This is a genomic window from Microbacterium sp. AG238 (assembly GCF_003610405.1).
Taxonomy (GTDB): Bacteria; Actinomycetota; Actinomycetes; order Actinomycetales; family Microbacteriaceae; genus Microbacterium.
Map to the genome: position 1 here is coordinate 736,077 of NZ_RAQC01000001.1, position 22,933 is coordinate 759,009.

At 67.6% G+C, this 22,933-nt stretch carries 21 protein-coding genes; 10 read left to right on the top strand and 11 right to left on the bottom strand.

Annotated elements, in window-relative coordinates:
• Window position 1: 1 nt before the first annotated feature.
• The gene (gene uvrA / locus DEU36_RS03505; RefSeq protein WP_120262939.1) at window positions 2–2,887 is read right to left on the bottom strand and encodes an excinuclease ABC subunit UvrA; all 2,886 of its coding nucleotides are present in this window, start codon (window positions 2,885–2,887) and stop codon (window positions 2–4) included.
• Between the two features lie 52 nt (window positions 2,888–2,939).
• On the bottom strand, window positions 2,940–3,386 hold the full coding sequence (locus DEU36_RS03510; RefSeq protein ID WP_120264337.1) for a MarR family transcriptional regulator: 447 nt from the start codon (window positions 3,384–3,386) through the stop codon (window positions 2,940–2,942).
• A 60-nt stretch (window positions 3,387–3,446) separates the two neighbouring features.
• Here DEU36_RS03510 and DEU36_RS03515 point away from each other — a divergent pair, with 60 nt between their 5' ends.
• Window positions 3,447–3,683 (top strand): hypothetical protein, encoded by a 237-nt coding sequence (locus tag DEU36_RS03515; protein WP_396652150.1) that lies wholly within the window; start codon window positions 3,447–3,449, stop codon window positions 3,681–3,683.
• Between the two features lie 24 nt (window positions 3,684–3,707).
• On the opposite strand, the gene uvrB is transcribed toward DEU36_RS03515, so the two are convergent.
• The gene (uvrB, locus tag DEU36_RS03520; RefSeq protein ID WP_120262941.1) at window positions 3,708–5,789 is read right to left on the bottom strand and encodes an excinuclease ABC subunit UvrB; all 2,082 of its coding nucleotides are present in this window, start codon (window positions 5,787–5,789) and stop codon (window positions 3,708–3,710) included.
• A 63-nt stretch (window positions 5,790–5,852) separates the two neighbouring features.
• Window positions 5,853–6,461, bottom strand: coding sequence for a dephospho-CoA kinase (gene coaE / locus DEU36_RS03525; RefSeq protein WP_120262942.1), 609 nt, complete (start codon window positions 6,459–6,461; stop codon window positions 5,853–5,855).
• Between the two features lie 91 nt (window positions 6,462–6,552).
• Here coaE and DEU36_RS03530 point away from each other — a divergent pair, with 91 nt between their 5' ends.
• The gene (locus DEU36_RS03530) at window positions 6,553–7,278 is read left to right on the top strand and encodes a response regulator transcription factor (RefSeq protein WP_120262943.1); all 726 of its coding nucleotides are present in this window, start codon (window positions 6,553–6,555) and stop codon (window positions 7,276–7,278) included.
• Window positions 7,279–7,296: 18 nt separating this feature from the next.
• On the opposite strand, the gene DEU36_RS03535 is transcribed toward DEU36_RS03530, so the two are convergent.
• From DEU36_RS03535 to DEU36_RS03550, 4 genes are all read right to left on the bottom strand, one after another.
• Window positions 7,297–8,460, bottom strand: a complete 1,164-nt coding sequence (locus DEU36_RS03535; RefSeq protein ID WP_120262944.1) for a diguanylate cyclase domain-containing protein — start codon at window positions 8,458–8,460, stop codon at window positions 7,297–7,299.
• Window positions 8,457–10,133, bottom strand: coding sequence for a cell wall metabolism sensor histidine kinase WalK (locus tag DEU36_RS03540; RefSeq protein WP_120262945.1), 1,677 nt, complete (start codon window positions 10,131–10,133; stop codon window positions 8,457–8,459). Before DEU36_RS03540 ends, DEU36_RS03535 begins: the two co-directional genes overlap by 4 nt.
• 125 nt (window positions 10,134–10,258) lie before the next feature.
• Entirely contained in the window at window positions 10,259–11,716 is a 1,458-nt protein-coding gene (gene rpsA, locus DEU36_RS03545; protein WP_120262946.1) for a 30S ribosomal protein S1, read from the bottom strand.
• Between the two features lie 231 nt (window positions 11,717–11,947).
• A complete protein-coding gene (locus DEU36_RS03550; protein WP_120262947.1) occupies window positions 11,948–12,367 on the bottom strand; it encodes a YchJ family protein in 420 nt (139 codons plus the stop codon).
• A 92-nt stretch (window positions 12,368–12,459) separates the two neighbouring features.
• Here DEU36_RS03550 and DEU36_RS03555 point away from each other — a divergent pair, with 92 nt between their 5' ends.
• The 3 genes from DEU36_RS03555 to DEU36_RS03565 all read left to right on the top strand — a co-directional run bounded on the left by DEU36_RS03555 (window position 12,460) and on the right by DEU36_RS03565 (window position 14,672).
• A complete protein-coding gene (locus DEU36_RS03555) occupies window positions 12,460–12,996 on the top strand; it encodes a hypothetical protein (protein ID WP_120262948.1) in 537 nt (178 codons plus the stop codon).
• 272 nt (window positions 12,997–13,268) lie between these two features.
• Window positions 13,269–13,694, top strand: a complete 426-nt coding sequence (locus tag DEU36_RS03560; RefSeq protein WP_120262949.1) for a hypothetical protein — start codon at window positions 13,269–13,271, stop codon at window positions 13,692–13,694.
• A 60-nt stretch (window positions 13,695–13,754) separates the two neighbouring features.
• Window positions 13,755–14,672, top strand: a complete 918-nt coding sequence (locus DEU36_RS03565; RefSeq protein ID WP_120264338.1) for a 5'-3' exonuclease — start codon at window positions 13,755–13,757, stop codon at window positions 14,670–14,672.
• A 17-nt stretch (window positions 14,673–14,689) separates the two neighbouring features.
• Here the strand turns inward: DEU36_RS03565 and DEU36_RS03570 are convergent, their stop codons facing one another.
• The 3 genes from DEU36_RS03570 to trpD form a co-directional block, all read right to left on the bottom strand.
• Window positions 14,690–15,688 (bottom strand): PHP domain-containing protein, encoded by a 999-nt coding sequence (locus tag DEU36_RS03570; RefSeq protein ID WP_183045274.1) that lies wholly within the window; start codon window positions 15,686–15,688, stop codon window positions 14,690–14,692.
• Window positions 15,689–15,737: 49 nt separating this feature from the next.
• Complete coding sequence (locus DEU36_RS03575) at window positions 15,738–16,229, bottom strand: aromatic ring-opening dioxygenase LigA (protein WP_120262951.1); 492 nt, start codon at window positions 16,227–16,229, stop codon at window positions 15,738–15,740.
• A gap of 93 nt (window positions 16,230–16,322) precedes the next feature.
• Complete coding sequence (trpD, locus tag DEU36_RS03580; RefSeq protein WP_120262952.1) at window positions 16,323–17,372, bottom strand: anthranilate phosphoribosyltransferase; 1,050 nt, start codon at window positions 17,370–17,372, stop codon at window positions 16,323–16,325.
• Between the two features lie 121 nt (window positions 17,373–17,493).
• On the opposite strand from trpD, the gene DEU36_RS03585 reads away from it, so the two are divergent.
• The 5 genes from DEU36_RS03585 (at window position 17,494) to DEU36_RS03605 (ending at window position 22,405) form a co-directional block, all read left to right on the top strand.
• Window positions 17,494–18,138 carry a heme-copper oxidase subunit III gene (locus tag DEU36_RS03585; RefSeq protein WP_112613998.1) on the top strand — a complete coding sequence of 215 codons (645 nt, stop codon included), beginning with the start codon at window positions 17,494–17,496 and terminating at the stop codon, window positions 18,136–18,138.
• Window positions 18,139–18,155: 17 nt separating this feature from the next.
• Window positions 18,156–18,956, top strand: a complete 801-nt coding sequence (locus DEU36_RS03590; RefSeq protein WP_120262953.1) for a c-type cytochrome — start codon at window positions 18,156–18,158, stop codon at window positions 18,954–18,956.
• Window positions 18,957–18,992: 36 nt separating this feature from the next.
• Window positions 18,993–20,069 (top strand): ubiquinol-cytochrome c reductase iron-sulfur subunit, encoded by a 1,077-nt coding sequence (locus DEU36_RS03595; protein WP_120262954.1) that lies wholly within the window; start codon window positions 18,993–18,995, stop codon window positions 20,067–20,069.
• The gene (locus DEU36_RS03600; RefSeq protein WP_120262955.1) at window positions 20,066–21,916 is read left to right on the top strand and encodes a ubiquinol-cytochrome c reductase cytochrome b subunit; all 1,851 of its coding nucleotides are present in this window, start codon (window positions 20,066–20,068) and stop codon (window positions 21,914–21,916) included. The genes DEU36_RS03595 and DEU36_RS03600 overlap by 4 nt, the downstream gene beginning before the upstream one ends.
• Before the next feature lie 81 nt (window positions 21,917–21,997).
• On the top strand, window positions 21,998–22,405 hold the full coding sequence (locus DEU36_RS03605) for a rhodanese-like domain-containing protein (RefSeq protein ID WP_120264339.1): 408 nt from the start codon (window positions 21,998–22,000) through the stop codon (window positions 22,403–22,405).
• The last annotated feature ends 528 nt before the right edge of the window (window positions 22,406–22,933 follow it).

The window sequence follows — 22,933 nt, forward strand, 5'->3', positions numbered from 1 at the left end:
GTCAGCCCGCCTTGCGCGCCGCCGGGGCCCCCAGGATCTCGGCGAGGAACTGTCCGGTGTGGCTCTCGGCGACCCCCGCGACCTGTTCGGGTGTGCCGGTGGCAACGATCGTCCCGCCGCCGGCTCCGCCCTCGGGGCCGAGGTCGATGATCCAGTCGGACGCCTTGATCACATCGAGGTTGTGCTCGATCGTGATGACGGTGTTCCCCTTGTCGACGAGCCCGTTGAGGACCTCGAGGAGCTTGCGGACGTCTTCGAAGTGCAGACCGGTCGTGGGCTCGTCGAGCACGTAGATGCTGCGGCCGTTCGAGCGGCGCTGCAGTTCCGTCGCGAGCTTGACACGCTGCGCCTCGCCGCCGGACAGCGTCGTGGCGGACTGGCCGAGCCGGACGTAACCGAGCCCGACGTCGACGAGCGTCTTCAGGTAACGGTGGATCGCTTGGATCGGCTCGAAGAACTCCGCCGCTTCCGAGATCGGCATCTCGAGGACCTCGGCGATGTTCTTGCCCTTGTAGTGGACGGCGAGAGTGTCGCGGTTGTAGCGCTTGCCGTGACACACCTCGCAGTCGACGTAGACGTCGGGCAGGAAGTTCATCTCGATCTTGAGCGTGCCGTCGCCCGAGCACGCCTCGCAGCGACCACCCTTGACGTTGAACGAGAAGCGGCCGGGCAGGTAGCCGCGGACTTTCGCCTCGGGCGTCTCACTGAACAGCGTCCGGATGCGGTCGAAGACGCCGGTGTAGGTGGCCGGGTTCGATCGCGGCGTGCGACCGATCGGCGCCTGGTCGACGTGGACGACCTTATCGAGGTTGTCGAGCCCGGTCACACGGGTGTGCTTGCCCGCGACGCGGCGCGCACCGTTCAGGCGTGTCGCCAGCACCTCGTAGAGGATGCCGTTGACGAGGGTCGATTTGCCCGACCCGCTCACGCCCGTCACCGAGGTGAGCACGCCGAGGGGGAACTCCGCCGTGACGTTCTTCAGGTTGTTGGCACGGGCACCGACGACCGTCAGCATCCGCTTCTTGTCGATCTTGCGGCGCTTGGTGGGCGTCTCGAGCGAGCGACGCCCCGACAGATAGTCGCCGGTCATGGAGTTCTCGTCGGCGAGCAGCGCGTCGTAGGGGCCGGAGTGAACGACGTTTCCGCCCTCGACGCCGGCACGCGGCCCGATGTCGACGACCCAGTCGGCGGCGGCGATCGTCTCTTCGTCGTGTTCGACGACGATCAGCGTGTTGCCCAGGCTCTTCAGCTTGACGAGTGTGTCGATGAGACGCCGGTTGTCGCGCTGGTGGAGTCCGATCGAGGGCTCGTCGAGGACGTAGAGAACACCCGTGAGTCCCGACCCGATCTGCGTAGCCAGGCGGATTCGCTGCGCCTCGCCACCCGAGAGCGAGCCGGCCGCCCGGCCCAGGCTGAGGTAGTTCAACCCGACCTCGATGAGGAAGTCGAGCCGGGCGCGGATCTCTCGCAGCACCGCCGCGGCGATCTTGGCCTCGCGATCGGTGAGCTCGAGGTGGTTGAAGTACGTCTGGGCCTCGGCGAGGCTCAGACGCGCGACATCGGCGATGGAGCGCTCGTGGACGAGGACGGCGAGCACCTCCGGCTTGAGCCGGTCGCCGTCGCACGCCGGGCACGGGACCTCGCGCAGGTACTCGGCCCAGCGCTGACGCTGCGTGTCGGTCTCGGCCTGGAGGTACTGGCGCTCGATGTACGGGATGACGCCTTCGAAGCCGGAGGCGTAGCGCATCTCACGTCCGTAGCGGTTCTTCCACTTGACCGTGACTTTGTAGTTCTCGCCGCGCAGCACAGCGTCCTGGACATCCTCGGGGAGGTCACGCCAGGGCGTCTTCAACGAGAACTTCAGGTCGGCCGCGAGCCCCTCGAGGAGTCGCTCGTAGTACTGGAAGAGTCCCTTGCCCTGAGTCGTCCACGGCAGCAGGACGCCCTCGGCGATCGAGAGCTCCTCGTCGCCCAGCATGAGCTCGGCGTCGACCGACATCCGGGTACCGAGGCCCGAGCACGTCGGGCATGCGCCGAACGGCGCGTTGAACGAGAAGGTGCGCGGCTCGATCTCGGTGAGCTGCAGTGCGTGCCCATTGGGGCAGGCGAGCTTCTCGCTGAAGCTCTGCCACGCGGCATCGCCTTCTTCGTCGACGAAGTTGATCTTGATCACACCACCGGCGAGGGCAAGGGCCGTCTCGACGGAGTCGGTGACACGGCCGAGCAGATCCGGGCCGGCCACGAGGCGGTCGACGACCACCGCGATGTCGTGCTTGTAGCTCTTCTTCAGCGTCGGCGGCTCGGCAAGCGAGACCACGTCGCCGTCGACGACGGCGCGGGCGTAGCCCTTTGCGCTCAGCTCTTTGAAGAGGTCGACGAACTCGCCCTTCTTCTGCGTCACCACCGGCGCCACCACCTGGTAGCGGGTGCGCTCGGGAAGCTCCATGAGCTGGTCGGCGATCTGCTGGACGGTCTGACGCTGGATGCGCTCACCGCACTCGGGACAGTGAGGCACCCCGATGCGTGCCCACAGCAGGCGCATGTAGTCGTGGATCTCGGTGATCGTGCCGACCGTCGAACGCGGGTTGCGGTTCGTCGACTTCTGGTCGATCGACACCGCTGGGCTGAGCCCCTCGATGAAGTCGACGTCGGGGCGATCGACCTGCCCGAGGAACTGCCGGGCGTAAGCGCTCAGCGATTCGACGTAGCGGCGCTGACCCTCGGCGAAGATCGTGTCGAAGGCGAGACTCGACTTACCCGAGCCGGACAGGCCGGTGAAGACGACGAGACTGTCGCGCGGGATGTCGAGATCCACGTCCTTGAGATTGTGGACGCGGGCTCCGCGGACGCTGAGTTTCGATGAGGAAGCGACGGGGACGATGGGCACCGCACAAGTCTAGGTGGGGCCTCCGACACCGGCTCCGAGGTTCGCCCTGGGCTCACTCGTGCGGTAGAGGCGACTGCTGCCGCGGCATCCGTCGGCCGGCGAACGGCTGCAGCCCGTCGCGCAGCGCCGTCACGTCGTCGACCGTCATGCCGACCGCCGCCATGACCTGGTCGGGCACGTGCACGGCATCGGCGCGCAGCGCGCGGCCGTCGGCCGTGAGTCCGATCTCGAGAACGCGCTCGTCGCCTTGACGACGCGTGCGCGTCACCAGCCCTTGGCTCTCGAGGCGCTTGACGAGCGGAGACAGCGTGGCCGGCTCCATCGCGAGATCCGATGCCAGCTCCCCCAGCGCCTGCGGTGACGCTTCCCACAGCGCGAGCATGACCAGGTACTGCGGATGGGTCAGGCCGAGCGGCTCGAGGATCGGCCGATAGATGGCCACGACGTTCCGGGCGGCGGTCACCAGCGCGAAGCAGAGCTGGTTGTCGAGCTTCAACATGTCGTCAGCGGAGTCCACGCTCGTATCCTATATGCCCTAATCGTTAGTACACTGATGATCATGACCGAGCACGACCGTCGCCCTCCCCTTCGCACGCGCGTCCGCGAGGCGGGCGGCTGGTACGCCTATCTCAACTCGCGCCTCATCCGCGCAGCCGGCCCCGCGTCGGTCGGGCCCTACGAGACCGAGCCCGAACCCGAACGCACGGGGCGTGCGTGCCCGTTGTGCGGCCACCCCATGACCGAACACGACGTCGACCGCACCGGACCGAAGCCGCTGCTGCACTGCCCGCGCTGAGCGAGCGCGTCGGTCGGCGCACGATCAGGCGTGCCCGGCCCGCTCCATCGCGCGCAGTTCCTTCTTGAGGTCTTGCACCTCGTCGCGCAGGCGTCCGGCCAGCTCGAACTTCAGTTCCGCGGCCGCGGCGAGCATCTGCTGCGACAGGTCTTCGATCGTCGACTCGAGCTGCTGAGCACCCTCCGCGGCGATGCCCTCGCGGCGCAACTGCGGCGTCGGGCTCTTGCCCTTGCCCGACTTGTTGCGAGCGGTCGCCTTGCCGTTGAGCAGATCGCGGGTGTCGGATGCCTCGCGCGCCAGCGCGTCGGTGATGTCGGCGATCTTCTTGCGCAGCGGTTGAGGATCGATGCCGTGCTCGAGGTTGTAGGCGATCTGCTTCTCACGACGACGCTCGGTCTCTTCGATCGCCGCGGCCATCGAGTCGGTGATCTTGTCGGCGTACATGTGGACTTGGCCGGAGACGTTTCGCGCCGCACGCCCGATCGTCTGAATGAGCGAAGTGCCCGAACGCAGGAACCCTTCCTTGTCGGCGTCGAGGATCGCCACGAGCGACACCTCGGGCAGGTCGAGCCCCTCGCGAAGCAGGTTGATGCCGACGAGCACGTCATAGGCGCCCTGGCGCAGCTCGGTCAGCAGCTCGACGCGTCGCAGTGTGTCGACGTCGGAGTGGAGGTAGCGCACCCGCACGCCGTGCTCGCCGAGGAAGTCGGTGAGCTCTTCCGCCATCTTCTTCGTGAGCGTCGTGACGAGCACCCGCTCGTCGCGCTCGACCCGCACCCGGATCTCCTCGAGCAGGTCGTCGATCTGGCCCTTCGACGGCTTGATGATGATCTCGGGGTCGACCAGACCGGTGGGGCGGATGATCTGCTCGACGACGCCGTCGGCGATGCCCATCTCGTAGCGGCCGGGGGTCGCCGACAAGTAGACGGTCTGCCCGACGCGTTCCTTGAACTCATCGAAACGAAGGGGGCGATTGTCCATCGCGCTCGGCAGCCGGAACCCATGATCGACAAGGGTGCGCTTACGCGAGGCATCCCCCTCGTACATCGCGCCGATCTGCGGAACGGTCACGTGCGACTCGTCGATCACGAGGAGGAAGTCGTCGGGGAAGAAGTCGAGCAGCGTGTGGGGAGGATCGCCCGGGGACCGACCGTCGAGGTGCCGGGAGTAGTTCTCGATGCCGGAGCAGAATCCGAGCTGCTGGAGCATCTCGAGGTCGAACGTGGTGCGCATGCGAAGACGCTGCGCCTCAAGCAGCTTGCCCTGGCTCTCGAACTCTTTCAGACGCTCGGCCAGCTCATGCTCGATCGTTCCGATGGCGCGCTGAACCGTCTCGGTGCCCGCCACATAGTGAGAGGCCGGAAACACCGGAACGCTGTCCATCTTCTGCACGATGTCGCCGGTCAGCGGGTGCAGCATGTAGAGCGCCTCGATCTCGTCGCCGAAGAGCTCGATACGGATGGCGTACTCCTCGTACACCGGGATGATCTCGATCGTGTCGCCGCGCACGCGGAAGTTGCCGCGCGAGAAGTCGACGTCGTTGCGGTTGTACTGCATCGCGATGAACTTGCGGATGAGCGCATCGCGGTCGTATCGCTCCCCCACCTGCAACGCGACCATGGCGCGCAGGTACTCTTCGGGCGCACCGAGACCGTAGATGCACGAGACGGTGCTCACGACCACGACGTCGCGGCGACTCAGCAGGGAGTTGGTGGTGGAGTGGCGCAACCGCTCGACCTCGGCGTTGATCGAGGAGTCCTTCTCGATGAAGGTGTCGGTCTGCGGAACGTATGCCTCAGGCTGGTAGTAGTCGTAGTAGCTGACGAAGTACTCGACCGCGTTGTTGGGCATGAGGTCGCGGAACTCGTTCGCCAGCTGCGCAGCGAGCGTCTTGTTGTGCGCCATGACGAGCGTCGGACGCTGCACCTGTTCGATGAGCCACGCCGTCGTCGCCGACTTACCCGTACCGGTGGCACCGAGCAGTACGACGTCGGTCTCGCCCGCGTTGATCCTGGCCGCGAGATCGGCGATCGCCTGGGGCTGGTCACCGCTCGGGACGTATTCGCTGATGACCTCGAAGGGTCGCACGGAGCGCGTGGTCTGCATGATTCCAGCGTAGGCGGGGCCACCGACACCGGGCCCGGTCTTCGCTCAGAGCGTGCGAGCGTGCTACAGCTCCGAGCCGGTGGTCAGCCGCTCCCACAGAGCATCCGCCTGCTGCTCGGTCGCCGAGATGTCGCCCGCGGTGTCGATGACGACGTCGGCGATCGCGAGGCGCTGTTCGTCTGAGACCTGTGCCGCGATCCGGCGATCGGCCTCCTCCGGCGTCATCCCGCGCAGGCGCTGCAGGCGTTCGCGGCGAACCGGCGCGGGAGCATGCGCGACGACGATCGCGTCCCAGGGGTCGTCGACGCGAGCCTCGACGAGCAGAGGCACGTCGTAGACGACGACGGTGCCGGGTCCCCGGCTGAGCGCCTCGTCGAACCGCCGCTGCGATTCTGCTCGAACCGCCGGGTGCACGATGGCATTCAGCGTGCGGAGCGCCTCCGGGTCGGCGAACGCGACCGAGGCCAGCGCAGCGCGATCGAGCTCGCCGTCGGCCGCGACCACCGCAGGCCCGAACGTGGCGCGGATGGCTTCGAGCACGGGCGACCCCGCGCGCTGGACGTCGCGCACGATCGCATCCGCGTCGACCACGACGGCACCGTGCTCGGCGAGCCGCCGTGCGATCGTGGATTTGCCCGAGGCGATCCCGCCGGTCAATGCGATCAGAGGCATACACCCGAGGATGCCATGGGCGCCAGGCCGGGCGCGAGGCCGCCCGATCGATACGATGGGATTCTGACAACCCGCGGAAGGTGGGATCACCGTGGAACGCACCGCCGTCATCGTCGAAGACCAGGCCGACATCCGCAGCCTGCTCTCGGCGATCCTCGAGTCGAGCGGGTTCGTCGTGCACGCGACCGACAACGGTCTCGACGGGGTCGAGCTCGTCCGGTCGGTCTCCCCCGACGTGACAACCCTCGACGTCAACATCCCGGGTATCGACGGGTTCGAGGTCGCGCGCCGCGTCCGCGAGTTCAGCGACACCTACATCATCTTCATCTCGGCCTTCGTCGAGCCCGGTGATGCGGAGCGCGGCAGAGCTGCGGGCGGCGACGAGTACCTCGGCAAGCCGTTCCGGCCGCGAGACCTCAAAGCGCGTCTAGCTGCGATCCCGTCGCGGCGGCGGCGCGATGAGGCACCGATCGACGACGTCGTTGCAGACGCGGCCGCCGGAGCCTCGCAGGACTCCTCTTTCGGCGACGTATCGGTGGTCGCGGGAGTCTTCCGCGTCTCGGGGGCTCCCCTCGACCTGTCTCCCCCCGAATCGACAGTGCTCCACGACCTGCTCATCGCGCACGGACGCACGCGCACGAAGAACGAGCTGGCCGTTGCGCTGCGTTCCCGGTCGCGGGGAGACGCTCCCGACGCCGATGAGGTCCGCGCCGTCGAGCGCACCGTCGAGTCGCTGCGCGGCAGGCTCGCCACCGCTGCCGCCACCACACTCATCGTCTCGGATCAGGGGATCGGTTACCGGCTCGACCGGGGCTGACCCTGTCGCGTCATCCGATCACGAGGGTTCGGCGAGGAGCACGGCTGACGCCACCCCGGATGAGGCGCGTGTCGCCGTCGCTGCGGCCATCTCGATCAGGGCATCCGCGTCGTATCCCACGACGTCGCTCAGAGCGACGCCGATGCCGATGGCGGGCAGGACTCCCCCTTCGACCGACGCGAGAGCCTCGAAGAGCGATCGGTACAGTGCCATCGCCTGCCGTCGCGCGTCGGCTGCTGAGCCCACGACGGTGATGACACCGATCCGCTCGGAGCCGACCTCACCGAGGATCGCGAGCGTCGGCGCGTTGGCCGTCATCGTGTCGCGCCACGTCCGCACGACATCGTCGCCGACATCCAGGCCGAAGGCGGTGGCGATGTATTCGAGCCCGTCGAGCTCGATCACCCAGACCGCCATGAGCTCACGCCGCGCCTGGGCCCGCTGCGCGCTGACGGCGACGGCTCGCCGGAAGCCCGTCACCGTCACGATCTCACTGGGTCCGGCATCCCGGCCCTCCGGTGAATCGGAGCCGCGCACGCCCGCTCTGCCCGCGCGGAGCACGGACGCACTCACCACGGCGGTGATCGAGAGGGTGACGGTGAGGAAGCTGGCGGGGATCGAACCCGCCCACAGCAGGAAGACCTCGCCGTAGCCGAACATGGCGACCACCACGATGCGCGCGAAGTAGAACGCGGCCTGCACCCCGAACACGAGACCCAGCGGGAGCGCGGTCCGCGAGGCGCCGAGGGCGCCCCGGAAGCACTCCACCGAGGCAGCCGCCCCGACGACCCCGAGGGCCGCGAACATCACGAGCGAGCCCGACCAGTCGTTCCCGCCCGCAGCGAGCTCGACGGAGGCGGTCACGGCTGCGGCGAAGCCGGCGACGGCCACGAGCGCCCCCGGGCCGCGCACGCTGCGCCGATTGTAGGCACGGCAGCCGAGCCACATGAGCCCCGTGCCGACCACCGAGGCGGTGTTGCCGCAGACGACGGCCCAATCGGTCTCGGGGGCGCTCGCCCAGACGACGTAGAACAGCGTCGTCAGCACGGCGCACAGAAACCCGACGGCCCAGAACCGTCCGCTCTGCTCGGGCCGGCGAAGCAGGGTGTCGAAGATGAAGAGCACCGCGCACACCAGCACCACCAGCGCGGTGATGAGGGATACCGAGAACTGGTCGATCATGATGCCGCGGTTCCGGGGCGTCGGGCCGGGAGCGTCACCGAGAAGGTCGAGCCGACCCCGAGCACGCTGCTCACGGTGATATCGCCACCGTGTCGACGGACGATGTCGCGACTGATGGCGAGCCCGAGCCCGTTGCCGGTGACGGCGGAGTCCCGCACGGCGGCTCCGCGGTAGTAGCGCTGGAACACAGAGCCGAGATCCTCCTCGTTGAGGCCCACGCCAGAATCCTGCACCGCGATGAGCGCCCACTGGTCGCCCACCGACGTGGCGACGGACACTCGCCCACGCGGACGGTTGTACTTGACGGCGTTGGAGAGCAGGTTGTCGAGCACCTGCCGGATGCGGACCGGGTCGGCATACGCGCGTGCGGGCTCCACGCGCGACACGTCGATCGTGATCCCGCGCTCACCCGCGCTGACGAGGATCGACTCGACGGCGGCGTTGACGATCTCGACGAGGTCGATGTCGGTGGGGGAAACCGTGAGTTGCGCGGCGGACTTGTTCTGACTCGACGCGGCGAGCACGTCGCCGACGAGTCGGAGCAGCTGGTCCGCGTTCCGGTCGGCCACGCGTAGGTTCTCCAGCGCCGCCTCGGGGACGCCCGGAGTGTCGATCGCGAGCTCGAGATATCCGAGGATCGAGGTGAGGGGCGTCCTCAGCTCGTGCGAGACGGACGAGACCAGCGCATCGCGTTCCCGCAACGCATCCGTCTCGGCGGTGATGTCTCGTGTGACGACGACCGCACCAGAGTCGCCGCCGTCCGGCTCGATGATGCGCCGCGCCGAGACGCTCAGCACGCGTCGGTCGTCACCATGACCCACCTGGATGCGCGCGTCCGTGAACGCCTCGCCGCGGCGAACGCGGGCGAGCGGATGGTCCTGCGGATCGAGCGGAGTCGCACCGTCCGCAGCGTAAACGTCGGGCTGACCGCTGGTGCGAGATCCTCGCTGCAACCGGGCATGCGCGTCGTTGATGATCGACGCCGACCCATCCGTCTCGATGCGAGCCACACCGAAGTCGACTCGATCGAGGGCCTCCGTGAGCACCTGCTCATGACGTCGCGCCCGCTCCAGCGACTGTGTCAGCACCGTCGCCTGACGGTCGAGGAGAAGGCGCTGCGCGCTGGCCCGTCTGCTGCTGAGATACGTCGAGGTGCTCACCGCGATGAGGAGCAGCGGCAGCAGGAGGAAACCGAATGAGGATGGCGAGGAACGGATGACGACATCCGTCACGCCGTAAGCGCTCAGCGCGAGCAGGACGCCCCCGATCCACCCGACGGTGCCGAATCCCGCGGCGAGCCAGATGACCGGGAACACCCACAGCAGTCCGAAACCGGCGGTGGGCTCGGCGACGCGCATGACAGCGATCGCGAGGATGTCGCCCAGGGGGATCAGTGCCAGCCACAGTCTTCCGAGACTCCCCCAGGGAACGATGATCGCCGCCCCGGTGAGCACGAAGACAGCGGTGACCGCGAGGAAGAACAGCGCCGTGTCACCGCGGAACCCGACGACGAGACCTGCGATCGCGACGACGAGGACCACGGATGTCGTGACGATCTGATTGAGCATCGCCGATCGGGTGCGATCGCCGTCGCCGAGCACGGCGTCGATCCACCGTGGGGGTGCCGGGAGAACAAATGTCGCCCGCGTGCGCCGCGGCGTCTCCGTCTCCATGGTTTGAAACTATCGCGTCCCGGACTCCCCCGGGCACGGCGGCAGGCTGATCATCCCGCCTGCGCACGAAACGGCGGAAGGGCCGGAGCACGAGGCTCCGACCCTTCCGGCGTATCAGCGTGGACTCAGCGGCCCGAGAGCTTCTCGCGCAGAGCGGCGAGAGCCTCATCGTCGGCGAGGGTGCCGCCGCCGGCGCTCGCGGACTGGACGTCCGACGAGAACGACGAGCCGTTGTCGGCGGGAGCCGCAGCCTCGGCCTCGAGGGCCTTGACGACGGCAGCCTTGTGAGCCTCCCAGCGCCCCTGAGCGGCGGCGTACTCGGCCTCCCAGGCGAGACGCTGCTCGTCGAAGCCTTCCTTCCACTGGTTGGTCTCCGGGTCGAAGCCCTCGGGGTACTTGTACTCCCCGTTCTCGTCGTACTCGGTGACCATGCCGTAGAGGGCCGGGTCGAACTCGGTGCCGTACGGGTCGACCGACTCGTTCGCCTGCTTGAGCGAGAGCGAGATGCGGCGACGCTCGAGGTCGATGTCGATGATCTTGACGAAGACCTCTTCGCCGACCGACACGACCTGCTCGGCGAGCTCGACGTGCTTGCCCGACAGCTCGGAGATGTGCACGAGGCCCTCGATGCCGTCCGCGACGCGCACGAAAGCACCGAACGGAACGAGCTTGGTGACCTTGCCCGGCGCGACCTGACCGATCGCGTGGGTGCGGGCGAAGACCTGCCACGGGTCCTCCTGCGTCGCCTTCAGCGACAGCGAGACGCGCTCGCGGTCGAGGTCGACCTCGAGGATCTCGACGGTGACCTCCTGGCCGACCTCGACGACCTCCGAAGCGTGCTCGATGTGCTTCCACGAAAGCTCGGAGACGTGCACGAGGCCGTCCACGCCGCCCAGGTCGACGAACGCACCGAAGTTGACGATCGACGAGACGACGCCCTTGCGGACCTGACCCTTGTGGAGGTTGTTGAGGAACGTGGTGCGCGACTCGGACTGCGTCTGCTCGAGCAGGGCGCGGCGCGAAAGCACGACGTTGTTGCGGTTCTTGTCGAGCTCGAGGATCTTGGCCTCGATCTCCTGGCCGAGGTACGGCGTGAGATCGCGGACACGGCGAAGCTCGATGAGCGACGCGGGCAGGAAGCCGCGGAGGCCGATGTCGACGATCAGACCGCCCTTGACGACCTCGATCACGGAGCCGGTGACAACACCGTCGTTCTCCTTGATCTTCTCGACGTCGCCCCAGGCACGCTCGTACTGAGCACGCTTCTTGGAGAGGATGAGGCGGCCTTCCTTGTCCTCCTTCTGGAGAACGAGGGCTTCGACCTCGTCGCCGACCTTGACGACCTCATTGGGGTCGACGTCGTGCTTGATGGAAAGCTCGCGGGAGGGGATGACACCCTCGGTCTTGTAGCCGACGTCGAGGAGGACCTCGTCGCGGTCGATCTTCACCACGGTGCCTTCGATGAGGTCGCCGTCGTTGAAGAACTTCAGAGTCTTCTCGACCGCGGCCAGGAAGTCCTCAGCAGATCCGATGTCGTTGATAGCGACCTGCTTGGTGGCCGGGGCGGTCGTTGCGTTAGTCATGTAGTGGGTTGTCCTTGTTGGGTCAGGGTGTCGGGCCGCGGATCCGAGACGTCTTCTATCGATGACGACCTCGACCGAGGCGGATGGTTGTGGATGATGCGTCGTGAACGCATGGCGACGAGGCCACACGAGTGACGATCCAGAGTATCAGAGCAGACCCGCGCGATTCCAGTCCTCCGAGGCTTCGCACTCACCCGCAGGACGACGGTTCTGACGCCTGTCCTCGAAGGGTCAGGACAACGGGTCTACGACACCGCCCACGTAGAGCCACCGACCACGTATCCGCGTGAAGCGGCTGACCTCGTGAAGCTCTCCGGAATCCGCCCCTGAACGCCAGCGGGCACGGAACTCGACGGTGCCGTCGGCGTCGTCGACCCCGCCGGCCGCGCGCACCACCGTGAGCCCCGTCCACTCCTGCGCAGCGTCCGAATCGAGGTCGTCCGGGCGCGTCGCCGGGTGCCAGGTGCGAGCGAGATGCGCGCGGTCGCGCAAGGCGAACGCGGTGTAGCGCGAGCGCATCAGCTGCTCCGCCGTGTCCGCGGGCCGACCATCGAGGACGGGACCGCAGCACGCCCCGTACGAGCCACCCCCGCAGGGGCAGGGTGCGGTCGCGGCCGGCTTGCGCCTGAGCGCCGCTTCACCGAACGACATGTCCACCTCGTCTCCGCATGCCCCCAGGCTACGAGAGACTGCCCTGTGGAAAGTTCCCGCGCCGGCGGGATGACGCCGGATACGGTCGGGGCATGTTCGTCCGCCGCCACGCTGTTGCCGCCCTCGTCGTCGTCGCGCTGCTGACGAGCGGATGCGGCTCCCCCGCCTCACCGCCGACGCTGGCCCCCACCACGGCGGCGCCTTCCCCCACGGACAGCGCCGCTGCCGCGTACGCTGCGGCCGAAGCGACCTACCGCGCCTACGTCGATGCCCTGAATGCCGTCGACCTCGATGATCCCAGCACCTTTGAAGCTGCGCTCGCACTCACGCGCGAGGAGGCTAAGGCATCCGCCGCCGCGTCGTTCGAAAATATGCGGTCGCAGGGATGGACGGTAGAGGGAGCAAGCAGAATCGCCTCGGTGAGCCCGAACGAAGTTGACGAGGCTCAAACTCACGCCATATTGAGCGTTTGCCTAGACGTGTCCCAGGTGAATGTTGTGGACGAGAAGGGGGCATCAGTCGTCGGTGATCGCCCTGACATTCAAGGTCTGCGCGTCAGCGTCAGCCGCTTCGGCGAACGCTGGCTGATAACGAAGTTCGAGAGCGACCCAGGGCGAACATCGTGCTGAGCGCGATCGTCATGGCCCCACTGTTACTCGGAGCTCCATTGGTATCCAGCGACCCCTGCGCAGACGGCCTCGGCTGGGTCGGTACGTGCGCTGTGAGCACCGGGAACGATTCCGTTGTCATCCGAGGCGACATCCGCACACAGTCCCCCGGCACGGCGCCCGCTCGGGATTACGATGCGCCTGCGCCACCCGGCCCACCGCGCGATTGCGGGGCGCTCAACCGCTGCGATGACTTCACCGTCTCGCTTCTACCGCAGGCGACGATCGCCGACGTGGCCTCGTTCGCTCCCCAACCCTCGACGCTGGCCGCTGAACCGGCGGGTTACGGCATCGTCGGCCTGCCGGTGACGTTCCTGATCGGCGCGTCGCAGCACAGTGCCGCGGGAACACTGTTCGACCTTCCGGTGACCGTGCGGTTCACTCCTGACGACATCGTGATCGCGCCGGGCGACGGAGCGACTCTCACCGTCGAAGGCACCGCCCGCCCACCCGCGAGTCACACGTATCGCTCACGGGGCGGCTACGTCGCGACGGCCACCGTGCGTTACCGGGCGGAGGTCGATTTCGGTCGTGGCTGGCGTCCCGTTCCCGGAACCCTCGACGTTCCCACCGCCGGCTATGCGATCGAGGTGCTGGAGGCCCGCGGGACACTCGTCGATCGCGTGTGTACCGAGCCGCCGTCAGGACCCGGATGCTAACAGCCGGATGCTGAATCGAGGTGATGCCACATGGTCGGTGACCCGTGCCAGGATGATGCGATGAGCGACCGCCTCATGCTGCTCGACAGCGCATCCCTCTACTTCCGCGCGTTCTACGGCGTGCCCGACACCGTCAAAGACTCGGAAGGGCGGCCGGTCAACGCGGCCCGCGGGTTCCTCGACATGATCGCCAAGCTCGTGGCCACCTACGAGCCGACACATCTGGTCGCCTGTTGGGACGACGACTGGCGTCCGCAGTGGCGGGTCGACCTGATCCCGACGTACAAGACGCACCGTGTCGCCGAGACGGTCGAGACGGGCCCGGACGTCGAGGTCGTACCCGATCCGCTCGAGGCGCAGATCCCCACGATCCGCGAGAGCCTCGAGGCCCTCGGCATCCCGATCGTCGGCGCACCCCATCACGAGGCCGACGATGTCATCGGCACCCTCGCCACGCAGGCGACGATGCCCGTCGACGTCGTGACGGGAGATCGTGACCTCATTCAGCTGGTCGACGACGAACGCGACGTCCGGGTCATCTACACCGGGCGAGGGATGAGCAACCTCGACGTGCTGACCGGCGAGACCGTGCTCGCGAAGTACGCCGTGCGCCCCGACCAGTACGCCGACTTCGCGACGATGCGGGGCGATGCTTCCGACGGTCTCCCCGGAGTGGCGGGCGTGGGCGATAAGACCGCGGCGACTCTCCTCTCCACTCATGGCGACCTCGACGGCATCCTCGCGGCGGCGGAGACGGGCGAGGGTATGACGGCAGGTGTGCGAGCGAAGCTCGCGGCGGCGGCCGACTACCTCGCTGTGGCTCCGCAGGTCGTTCGGGTGGTGCGCGACCTCGACCTCGGTGTCGTCGACGGCCGCATACGTCCCACCGATCCCGAAGTCGTCCAGCAGCTCGCCGATCGTCGCGGGCTGGGCGGGTCGCTCGCACGCGCGGCATCCGCTCTCCGCGCCCGCGCCTGAGCCCGGGCGTCGCGGCCTCAGGGACGCGGCCGACCTGTCCACTCCCGCAGGCGCTCCATCGGCCACGTCGTGACGATGCGGTCGACGGGAACCCCCATCCGCTCCGCGCGCTCGGCACCGTAATCGAGGAGCGAAAGCTGCCCCGGGGCGTGAGCGTCGGAGTCGATCGAGAACAGGCAGCCGGCGTCGATCGCCCGCGCGATGAGATCGTCCGGCGGATCCTGCCGCTCCGGCCGGGAGTTGATCTCGACCGCCACGCCGTTCTCGGCGCAGGCCGCGAACACGGGGTCCGGGTCGAAGTCGGACGGCGGCCGGGTGCCGCGCTCCCCTTCGACCAGCCTGCCGGTCACGTGTCCGAGGACGTCGACGCGGGGATCGGATGCCGCCGCCACGAGGCGCCTCGTCATCGCCGGGCGAGGCATCCGCAGCTTCGAATGCACCGACGCGACGACGATGTCGAGCCGGCGCAGCAGTTCGTCCTCCTGGTCGAGGGAGCCATCGTCGAGGATGTCGACCTCGATGCCGCTGAGCAACGTGAACCCATCGCCGCTCATCCCGGAGACGACGTCGAGCTGGTCGCGCAGACGCTCGGGAGACAGTCCGCGAGCCACCCTCAGACGAGGAGAGTGATCGGTGAGAGCGAGGTACTCGTGTCCGAGTGCGCGAGCTGCGGCGACCATCTCCGCGATGGGGGTCGAGCCGTCCGACCAGTCCGAGTGGCAGTGCAGGTCACCGCGCAGCCGGCGGCGCAGCTCGCCGGCCACGACGATGCCTCGCCGTTCGCGCAGATCCGCGAGATAGGCGGGCACGCCTCCCGCCCGGGCCTCGACGATGACCGACAGCGTCCGGTCTCCGATGCCGGGTCGCCGGCGCAGGGCGGCGGTGTCGTCGAGCTGGTCGTCCGAAAGGTCGCGGATCGCGTCGGCCGCGGCGCGGAACGCCTTCGACTTGTACTTCGACGAACGCTCGCGCTCGAGCAGCTCGGCGATCTCGGTCAGGGCATCGGTGGGATCCATACGCATGTCTGAGGCCCGTGCCGCAGCACGGGCCTCACGTCCTCCCCGTTCAGCCGGAGGTGACCGCGGTTCGGCGGACGACCACCGGGGCCGAGGCCAGGCGGTGCACCGCGAAGCCGAAGATGATCGACAGGATACCCACCCCCATCGCGAAGGCGGCGACGCCGAACGAGACGACCGAGGTGAACAGCGAGGCGCGAAGGAACGAGGCGTTCATCATGGTCGCGCGGACGGGGTCGTCCTTATCGAGCTCGGCGTAGGTCTTGCCGCCCGAGGCGTCGAGTGCGTGGTGCTGGATGATGTCGGCCTGGACATAGGCGGTGAACGGTCCAGCGACGGTCTGCCCCTGGAAGGCCGCTGCGTCGTCGGGGACCGTGATGTTCTCGGCGCGCAACTGCCCCGAGACGATCGACCAGACGACGATTCCGCCGACGATCAGCACGACTCCGCCGAGCATCCCCAGGATGCCCAGGATCTTCACGAGACCGGTGCGGCGAACGGGGGCCTCCACCGTATCGGCGGTGGGGGTGGTGTGGGACATCAGTTCCTCCTCGGGTGCGTTGAGCCTCACGCTATTCACCCGCGATCACGGGACCGCTCACGCGGTGCCGTGAAAAAACGATGTGGTCTGACCTCAGCGGGAAGAAGCTTCGACCCACCGCTCCAGCGTGCGCGACGCGTCTCCCGAGTCGAGGGCGCGCACGGCGACCTCCGACGCCTCAGCGAGACGCTCGAGGATCGGACGCTGCACCTGGCTCGCATCCCGCCACAGTCGGTAGGCGACGATGCCCGCGGCCGCGTTCAGCACGACGATGTCACGTACTGGGCCGGACTCCCCGTCGAGCACTCGCCGAACGACCGCAGCATTGTGCTGCGGGTCGCCGCCGAGGAGGTCCTCGATGCGGGCCAGCGGCATACCGAGATCACGCGGGTCGAGATCGTGCTCGTGGATGTCGCCGAGGCTCACCTCCCAGATGCGGCTGTGTCCGGTGGTCGTCAGCTCGTCCAGGCCGTCGTCCCCGCGGAAGACCAGTGCGGTGGCACCGCGGGTGCGGAAGACGCCCGTGATGAGCGGCACCCGGTCGAGATGCGCGACGCCCACCGCGTTCGCCTCGGCACGCGCGGGGTTCGACAGCGGCCCCAGGAAGTTGAAGACGGTCGGGATGCCGAGCTCGGCCCGTGCTGCGCCGGCATGACGGAAGCCCGGGTGGAACGCCGACGCGAAGGCGAAGGTGATCCCGGCCTCCTCCAGGACGCGGGCGACGCGGTCGGGCTCGAGCGACAGGTCGATCCCCAGCGCCGCGAGCACGTCGGACGATCCCGACTTCGAGCTCGCCGCCTTGTTGCCGTGCTTGACGACGGGCACACCGGTGGCTGCGGCAACGATCGACGCCATGGTCGAGACGTTCACCGTGCCGAATCGATCACCTCCGGTGCCGACGATGTCGAGGGCGTCGGTGGGAACGGCAAGCGGCAGGGCCGCTTCGAGTATCGCGTCGCGGAAGCCGACGATCTCGTCGACCGTCTCACCCTTCGCGCGGAGCGCCACGAGGAAGCCCCCGAGCTGAGCGTCGGTCGCGCGGCCGGCCATGACCTCGCGCATGGCCCACGTCGCCGCCGACACGCTGAGATCACGCTTCTCGAGAAGGTCGGTCAGGATGTCGCGCCATGCGTACTGAGCCATGACACACGATCCTATCGGCCGGTTGTCGGGCGACTTTCGGCTGATTCTTAGGTGGGCCTAACCTCGGCGCGATCGGACCAGACCTTCAGCGATGCAGAAACCACCCTCCAGATCGGCCATAATGGATGCCGTGACGACCACTCCAGCGACGTATTCCCAGGCCCTGCGCTCGGTCAAGCGGCCGGACCCGGTCGCTGTGGGCACCATCGTGTGGCTCGGCAGCGAGGTGATGTTCTTCGCGGGCCTCTTCGCGATCTACTTCACCCTGCGCAACACCTCTCCCGAGTTGTGGGCCGACCGCACCGAACTGCTGAACATCCCGTTCGCTGCGGTCAACACGCTCATCCTCGTGTTGTCGTCGGTGACGGCGCAGATCGGTGTCCACAACGCCGAGCACTTCCGCCCCTACCGCTCGGGCTCCTTCTGGAACCTGCGCAAGTGGGGCATGGTGGAGTGGTTCTTCCTGACCTTCATCATGGGCGCGATCTTCGTCTCCGGCCAGGTGTGGGAGTACGCCACGCTCGTCGCCGAGGGCATGCCCATCCAGGCCGACTCCTATGCGTCCGCCTTCTACATCACCACCGGCTTCCACGCCCTCCACGTCACCGGTGGTCTCGTGGCGTTCCTCCTCGTCATCGGGCGCGCCTTCGCCGTCAAGAACTTCGGCCGGAAAGAGATGACGTCCGCCATCGTCGTGTCGTACTACTGGCACTTCGTCGACGTGGTGTGGCTCGTCCTGTTCGCCGTCATCTACTTCCTGAAGTAACCGGAGCTGATTCACCCATGGCATCCAAGAACCCGCGCCGCAACGGCGGACGTCGCAGCAAGTGGGCTGCCGCCGCTCTGATCGGCATCGGACTGCTCGTCACCGGCGGAGGCTACGCCGGCGCCACCGCCGCGATGGCCGCGGGCGATACGACGCAGACGGCATCCACGCTCACGGTCGAGGACGGCAAGAAGCTGTTCCAGGCCAACTGCGCCACCTGTCACGGCCTCGACCTGCAGGGCACGAACGACGGCCCGTCGCTGTACGGCGTCGGCGAGCTGTCGGTCGAGTTCCAGGTCGCCACCGGCCGCATGCCGCTGCAGATGCAGGGACCGCAGGCTCCGCAGAAGCCCGTGCAGTTCACGCAAGAGCAGATCGAGGCCATGGCGGCCTGGGTTCAGTCCGAGGCCCCCGGCCCGACGTACCCCGAGTCCGCGGTGCTCGATGGTGAAGGCGATGTCTCGCACGGCGCCGAGCTCTTCCGCATCAACTGCGCGATGTGCCACAACGTCGCCGGCGCCGGTGGTGCACTCACCGAGGGCAAGTACGCTCCGCCGCTGACGACCACGTCGCCGCTGCACATGTACGCAGCCATGGTCACGGGCCCGCAGAACATGCCCGTCTTCAACGACATGACCCTCACTTCCGAAGAGAAGCGCGACATCATCAGCTACCTGATGATGCGCCCGACCGAGAACTCGCCCGGCGGCTTCTCGCTCGGCTCGCTCGGCCCCGTCTCGGAGGGTCTGTTCATCTGGATCTTCGGCATCGGCTCGCTCGTCGCCATCTCGGTGTGGATCACCGCGAAGTCGAACTGAGAACCGTGACGATCGAAGCAACGCACAAGGAGCAAAATGGCTGACGAGAAGGCGCCCGAGCAGATCCCTGCTTCCCCGGTGCCCTCATCGGGGCTTGCCGTAGCGGTATCCGACCCGGTGCAGAACCCCGGGCTCGCACCCCACCGCAAGCGCATGACCGACAAGGACCCCGCCGCCATGACGCGCGCGGTCCGCACCGTGTACACCCTGTTCTACCTGTCCGCAGCGGCGAGCATCTGGGCGATCGCTGCGTACCTGATCTTCCCGATCGAGAGCGGGCTGATCAGCGACATCCGACGGAACAACCTGTTCATCGGTCTCGGCATCGCCACGGCGCTCCTCGCCATCGGCATCGGCGCGATCCACTGGTCGAAGGCCGTGATGAACGACACCGAGTTCATCGAGGACCGCCACTCCACGCGAGGCAGCGAGAAGACCCGCGCCGCGGCGGTGCAGGTGTTCGCCGACGCGAACAACGAGTCGGGCTTCGGCCGTCGCACCATGGTGCGCAACTCGCTTTTCGTCGCCCTGGCGGCATCCATCCTTCCGGGGATCACCCTGTTCCGCGGCCTCGCGCCGCACAGCTCCCCCGAGCACCCGCACGCCGGCGACCCCGTGCACCTGCTCAAGCACACGATGTGGGAAGAGGGCATGCGCCTGGCGCACGACCCGACGGGCAAGCCGATCCGCGCCGCCGACCTCACCCTCGGCTCCGCCGTGCACGTGATCCCCGAGTCGCTCGCGACGCTGGCGCACCACGACGGCTACCTCGAAGAGAAGGCCAAGGCGATCGTGCTGCTCATGCGTCTGCTCCCCGAGCAGCTGAACGAGGCCGAAGACCGTAAGGACTGGTCGTACGACGGCATCGTCGCCTACTCCAAGGTGTGCACGCACGTCGGCTGCCCCGTCGCCCTGTACGAGCAGCAGACCCACCACCTGCTGTGCCCCTGCCACCAGTCGCAGTTCGACGTCACCAACGCGGCAGCCGTCATCTTCGGCCCCGCGGCGCGTCCGCTGCCCCAGCTCCCGATCACCGTCGACGACGAGGGCTACCTGATCGCACGCAGCGACTTCACCGAACCCGTCGGCCCGAGCTTCTGGGAGCGTCATTGAGCACCTCCACCCACCCCACGGAGAACGTCACGACCGCGCCTGCGGTCCACGCTGACGGCCCCACACGTCCCTCGGACAAGCCGCTCGGCGGCAAGTTCGTCGGCGGCGTCGCGAACTACCTCGACGAGCGCACGAGCATCTCGGGCCTCGTCAAGGAGCTGGGTCGGAAGATCTTCCCCGACCACTGGTCGTTCATGCTCGGCGAGATCGCGCTGTGGTCCTTCGTCGTCGTCCTGCTCTCGGGAACGTTCCTGACGTTCTTCTTCGAGGCATCGATGGCGGAGACCCACTACTACGGCGCCTACGCACCGATGCGCGGGCTCGAGATGTCGGCCGCCATGGCCTCGACTCTCGAGATCTCGTTCGACATCCGCGGCGGCCTGCTCGTTCGCCAGCTGCACCACTGGGCTGCGCTCGTGTTCGTCGCCGGTATCGGCGTGCACATGCTGCGCGTGTTCTTCACCGGTGCGTTCCGCAAGCCGCGTGAGCTCAACTGGGTCATCGGCTTCATCCTGTTCATCCTCGCGATGGCCGAGGGCTTCACCGGGTACTCGCTTCCTGACGACGTGCTCTCGGGCAACGGCCTCCGCATCATCGACGGCATGATCAAGGGCATCCCGCTGATCGGAACCTGGACCTCGTTCCTGCTGTTCGGCGGCGAGTTCCCCGGCACCGAGATCGTCGGACGCCTGTACGCACTGCACATCCTGCTGCTGCCGGCGATCCTGGTCGCGCTGCTCGCGCTGCACCTCATGCTCATGATCGTGAACAAGCACACGCAGTTCGCCGGCCCCGCCCGGACGAACAACAACGTCGTGGGCTACCCGATGATGCCGGTGTACATGTCGAAGATGGGTGGCTTCTTCTTCATCACCTTCGGCGTGCTCGTGCTCATCGCCGCGCTGTTCACGATCAACCCGATCTGGAACTACGGACCGTACGACCCCTCCCCCGTGTCGGCAGGTACACAGCCCGACTGGTACATCGGCTTCGCCGACGGTGCGCTGCGCCTCGTCCCGCCGCACTGGGAGTTCGTGCTGTTCGACCGCACCTGGTCGTTCAACATCCTCGTCCCGCTCGTCGGACTCGGACTGTTCATCGTCATCGTCATGCTCTACCCCTTCATCGAGGCGTGGGTCACCGGCGACAAGCGTGAGCACCACATCGCTGAGCGCCCGCGCAACGCGGCGACCCGCACCGCGATCGGCGCGGCCGGCGTGACCTTCTACGCCGTCCTCTGGGCCGCCGCCTCGTCGGACATCATCGCGACGCACTTCCACCTGACGATGGAAGGCGTGATCCACACGCTGCAGGCGCTCCTGATCCTCGGCCCGGTGATCGCCTACTTCGTGACGAAGCGCATCTGCATCGCGCTCCAGAAGAAGGACCGCGAGATCGCCCTGCACGGCTACGAGTCGGGTCGCATCGTCCGCCTGCCCGGTGGCGAGTACATCGAGGTGCACCAGCCCGTCGACGAGTACGAGCTCGTCAAGCTGGTCGACTACACGACGAACGCTCCCCTGGTGGTCCGTCCGAACGACAAGGGTCAGATCCCGTGGCACGAGAACCTTCGTGCCGGGCTCTCGCGCTGGTTCTTCGAAGACCGTCTGGCGCCGCTCACCCAGGCTGAGATCGAGGCTGCACGGGCACACGCCCACCACGACCTCGAGCACATCGCCGAGGAAGAGGACGCTGAGATCCAGGGCGCTCACGATCGCGCCGGTGTCCCGGACGCTCCGCACCAGCCCATCGACGACGGCAAGGGTGTCGAGACGGCCAACCGACCGTCGAACATCATCGTCCCCGACGAGGACGCCGACGGCGGGCAGTCGACGAAGAAGAGCTGACACCGGACCTGTCCGGATTACGGCGGGGTGTGACCGATCGGTCGCACCCCGCCGTCGTCATGTCTGCGTAGCGTGTTCGGTATGACCGATACGCTCGCCTACTTCTCCGCCAAGCTCGCCCATGAAACCGACGCCTCTGACGTCTACGAGGCGCAGCGGGCCGCTGAACCGTTCGTGTTCGTCGACGTGCGCAGCGCCGAGGCATGGGCCCAGGGACATGCCGTCGGCGCCGTCCATATGCCTCACCGTGAGATCGCGGCACGCGCGCCAGAGGAGATCGACCGCTCACTCGACGTCGTCGTCTACTGCTGGAGTCCCGGCTGCAACGGTGGCACCCGGGCCGCCATCGAGCTCGCCAAGCTCGGATACCGCGTGCGCGAGATGATCGGCGGATTCGAGTACTGGGCCCGCGAGGGCTACCCGGTGGCGAACGCACACGGCCCCCTCCCCCGCACATATGACCCCCTGGTGGCGTTGGTGCGCTCCTGACGGGTCTGGTGGGCCCGGGCAGCCCTCTCGGGAAGGCCTCGGCTGTGCTTAGCGCGTGAGGCGGCCCAGTGCCGTCGCCCGAAGGCACCGAGCGGCCGCGGCGACTCGCGCGGCACCCTGTCGACGGAACAGCGATCGCGACGACAGCGGCTCAGGCCTCTCAGAGGCGCTTCTCGCACTGCCCGGGGCCTCACGTGGGACTTCTGGGGCGTTCGCCGCTGGTCCCCCTGCACCGTGCAGGCCCACCGTGGCAGCATCCGCTAGCCGAGTCGCACCGCAGGATGCCCTTGCTGCGGTCAGTCGTGATTCAACCGGCCGCCCGTCAATGCGTCTTGATCGGTCTGACCGCCTATGTTGCGGAACCGGCACTGAGCCTGTGGGATGCCAGGTCGGACGGGCGCGCAGCCGCAGGCAGAGACATAGGGCCAGGGCCAGGGCCAGGGCCAGGGCCAGGATGCAAGGGATCGGGACGGACACACCGTCATGCATCCATCTCTGCCCGCGAGTCGCCGCAGAACACTTGCATCG

Excerpts from the sequence above, each read along its gene's own strand:
- DEU36_RS03575 (WP_120262951.1), bottom strand. The coding sequence starts at position 16,229 with ATGTCCCACACCACCCCCACCGCCGATACGGTGGAGGCCCCCGTTCGC.
- DEU36_RS03515 (WP_396652150.1), top strand. The coding sequence starts at position 3,447 with ATGACCGAGCACGACCGTCGCCCTCCCCTTCGCACGCGCGTCCGCGAG.
- coaE (WP_120262942.1), bottom strand. The coding sequence starts at position 6,461 with ATGCCTCTGATCGCATTGACCGGCGGGATCGCCTCGGGCAAATCCACG.
- DEU36_RS03510 (WP_120264337.1), bottom strand. The coding sequence starts at position 3,386 with ATGTTGAAGCTCGACAACCAGCTCTGCTTCGCGCTGGTGACCGCCGCC.
- DEU36_RS03605 (WP_120264339.1), top strand. The coding sequence starts at position 21,998 with ATGACCGATACGCTCGCCTACTTCTCCGCCAAGCTCGCCCATGAAACC.
- DEU36_RS03550 (WP_120262947.1), bottom strand. The coding sequence starts at position 12,367 with ATGTCGTTCGGTGAAGCGGCGCTCAGGCGCAAGCCGGCCGCGACCGCA.
- trpD (WP_120262952.1), bottom strand. The coding sequence starts at position 17,372 with ATGGCTCAGTACGCATGGCGCGACATCCTGACCGACCTTCTCGAGAAG.
- uvrB (WP_120262941.1), bottom strand. The coding sequence starts at position 5,789 with ATGCAGACCACGCGCTCCGTGCGACCCTTCGAGGTCATCAGCGAATAC.
- DEU36_RS03570 (WP_183045274.1), bottom strand. The coding sequence starts at position 15,688 with ATGGATCCCACCGATGCCCTGACCGAGATCGCCGAGCTGCTCGAGCGC.
- rpsA (WP_120262946.1), bottom strand. The coding sequence starts at position 11,716 with ATGACTAACGCAACGACCGCCCCGGCCACCAAGCAGGTCGCTATCAAC.
- DEU36_RS03585 (WP_112613998.1), top strand. The coding sequence starts at position 17,494 with ATGGATGCCGTGACGACCACTCCAGCGACGTATTCCCAGGCCCTGCGC.
- DEU36_RS03540 (WP_120262945.1), bottom strand. The coding sequence starts at position 10,133 with ATGGAGACGGAGACGCCGCGGCGCACGCGGGCGACATTTGTTCTCCCG.
- DEU36_RS03535 (WP_120262944.1), bottom strand. The coding sequence starts at position 8,460 with ATGATCGACCAGTTCTCGGTATCCCTCATCACCGCGCTGGTGGTGCTG.
- DEU36_RS03565 (WP_120264338.1), top strand. The coding sequence starts at position 13,755 with ATGAGCGACCGCCTCATGCTGCTCGACAGCGCATCCCTCTACTTCCGC.
- DEU36_RS03590 (WP_120262953.1), top strand. The coding sequence starts at position 18,156 with ATGGCATCCAAGAACCCGCGCCGCAACGGCGGACGTCGCAGCAAGTGG.
- DEU36_RS03595 (WP_120262954.1), top strand. The coding sequence starts at position 18,993 with ATGGCTGACGAGAAGGCGCCCGAGCAGATCCCTGCTTCCCCGGTGCCC.
- DEU36_RS03555 (WP_120262948.1), top strand. The coding sequence starts at position 12,460 with ATGTTCGTCCGCCGCCACGCTGTTGCCGCCCTCGTCGTCGTCGCGCTG.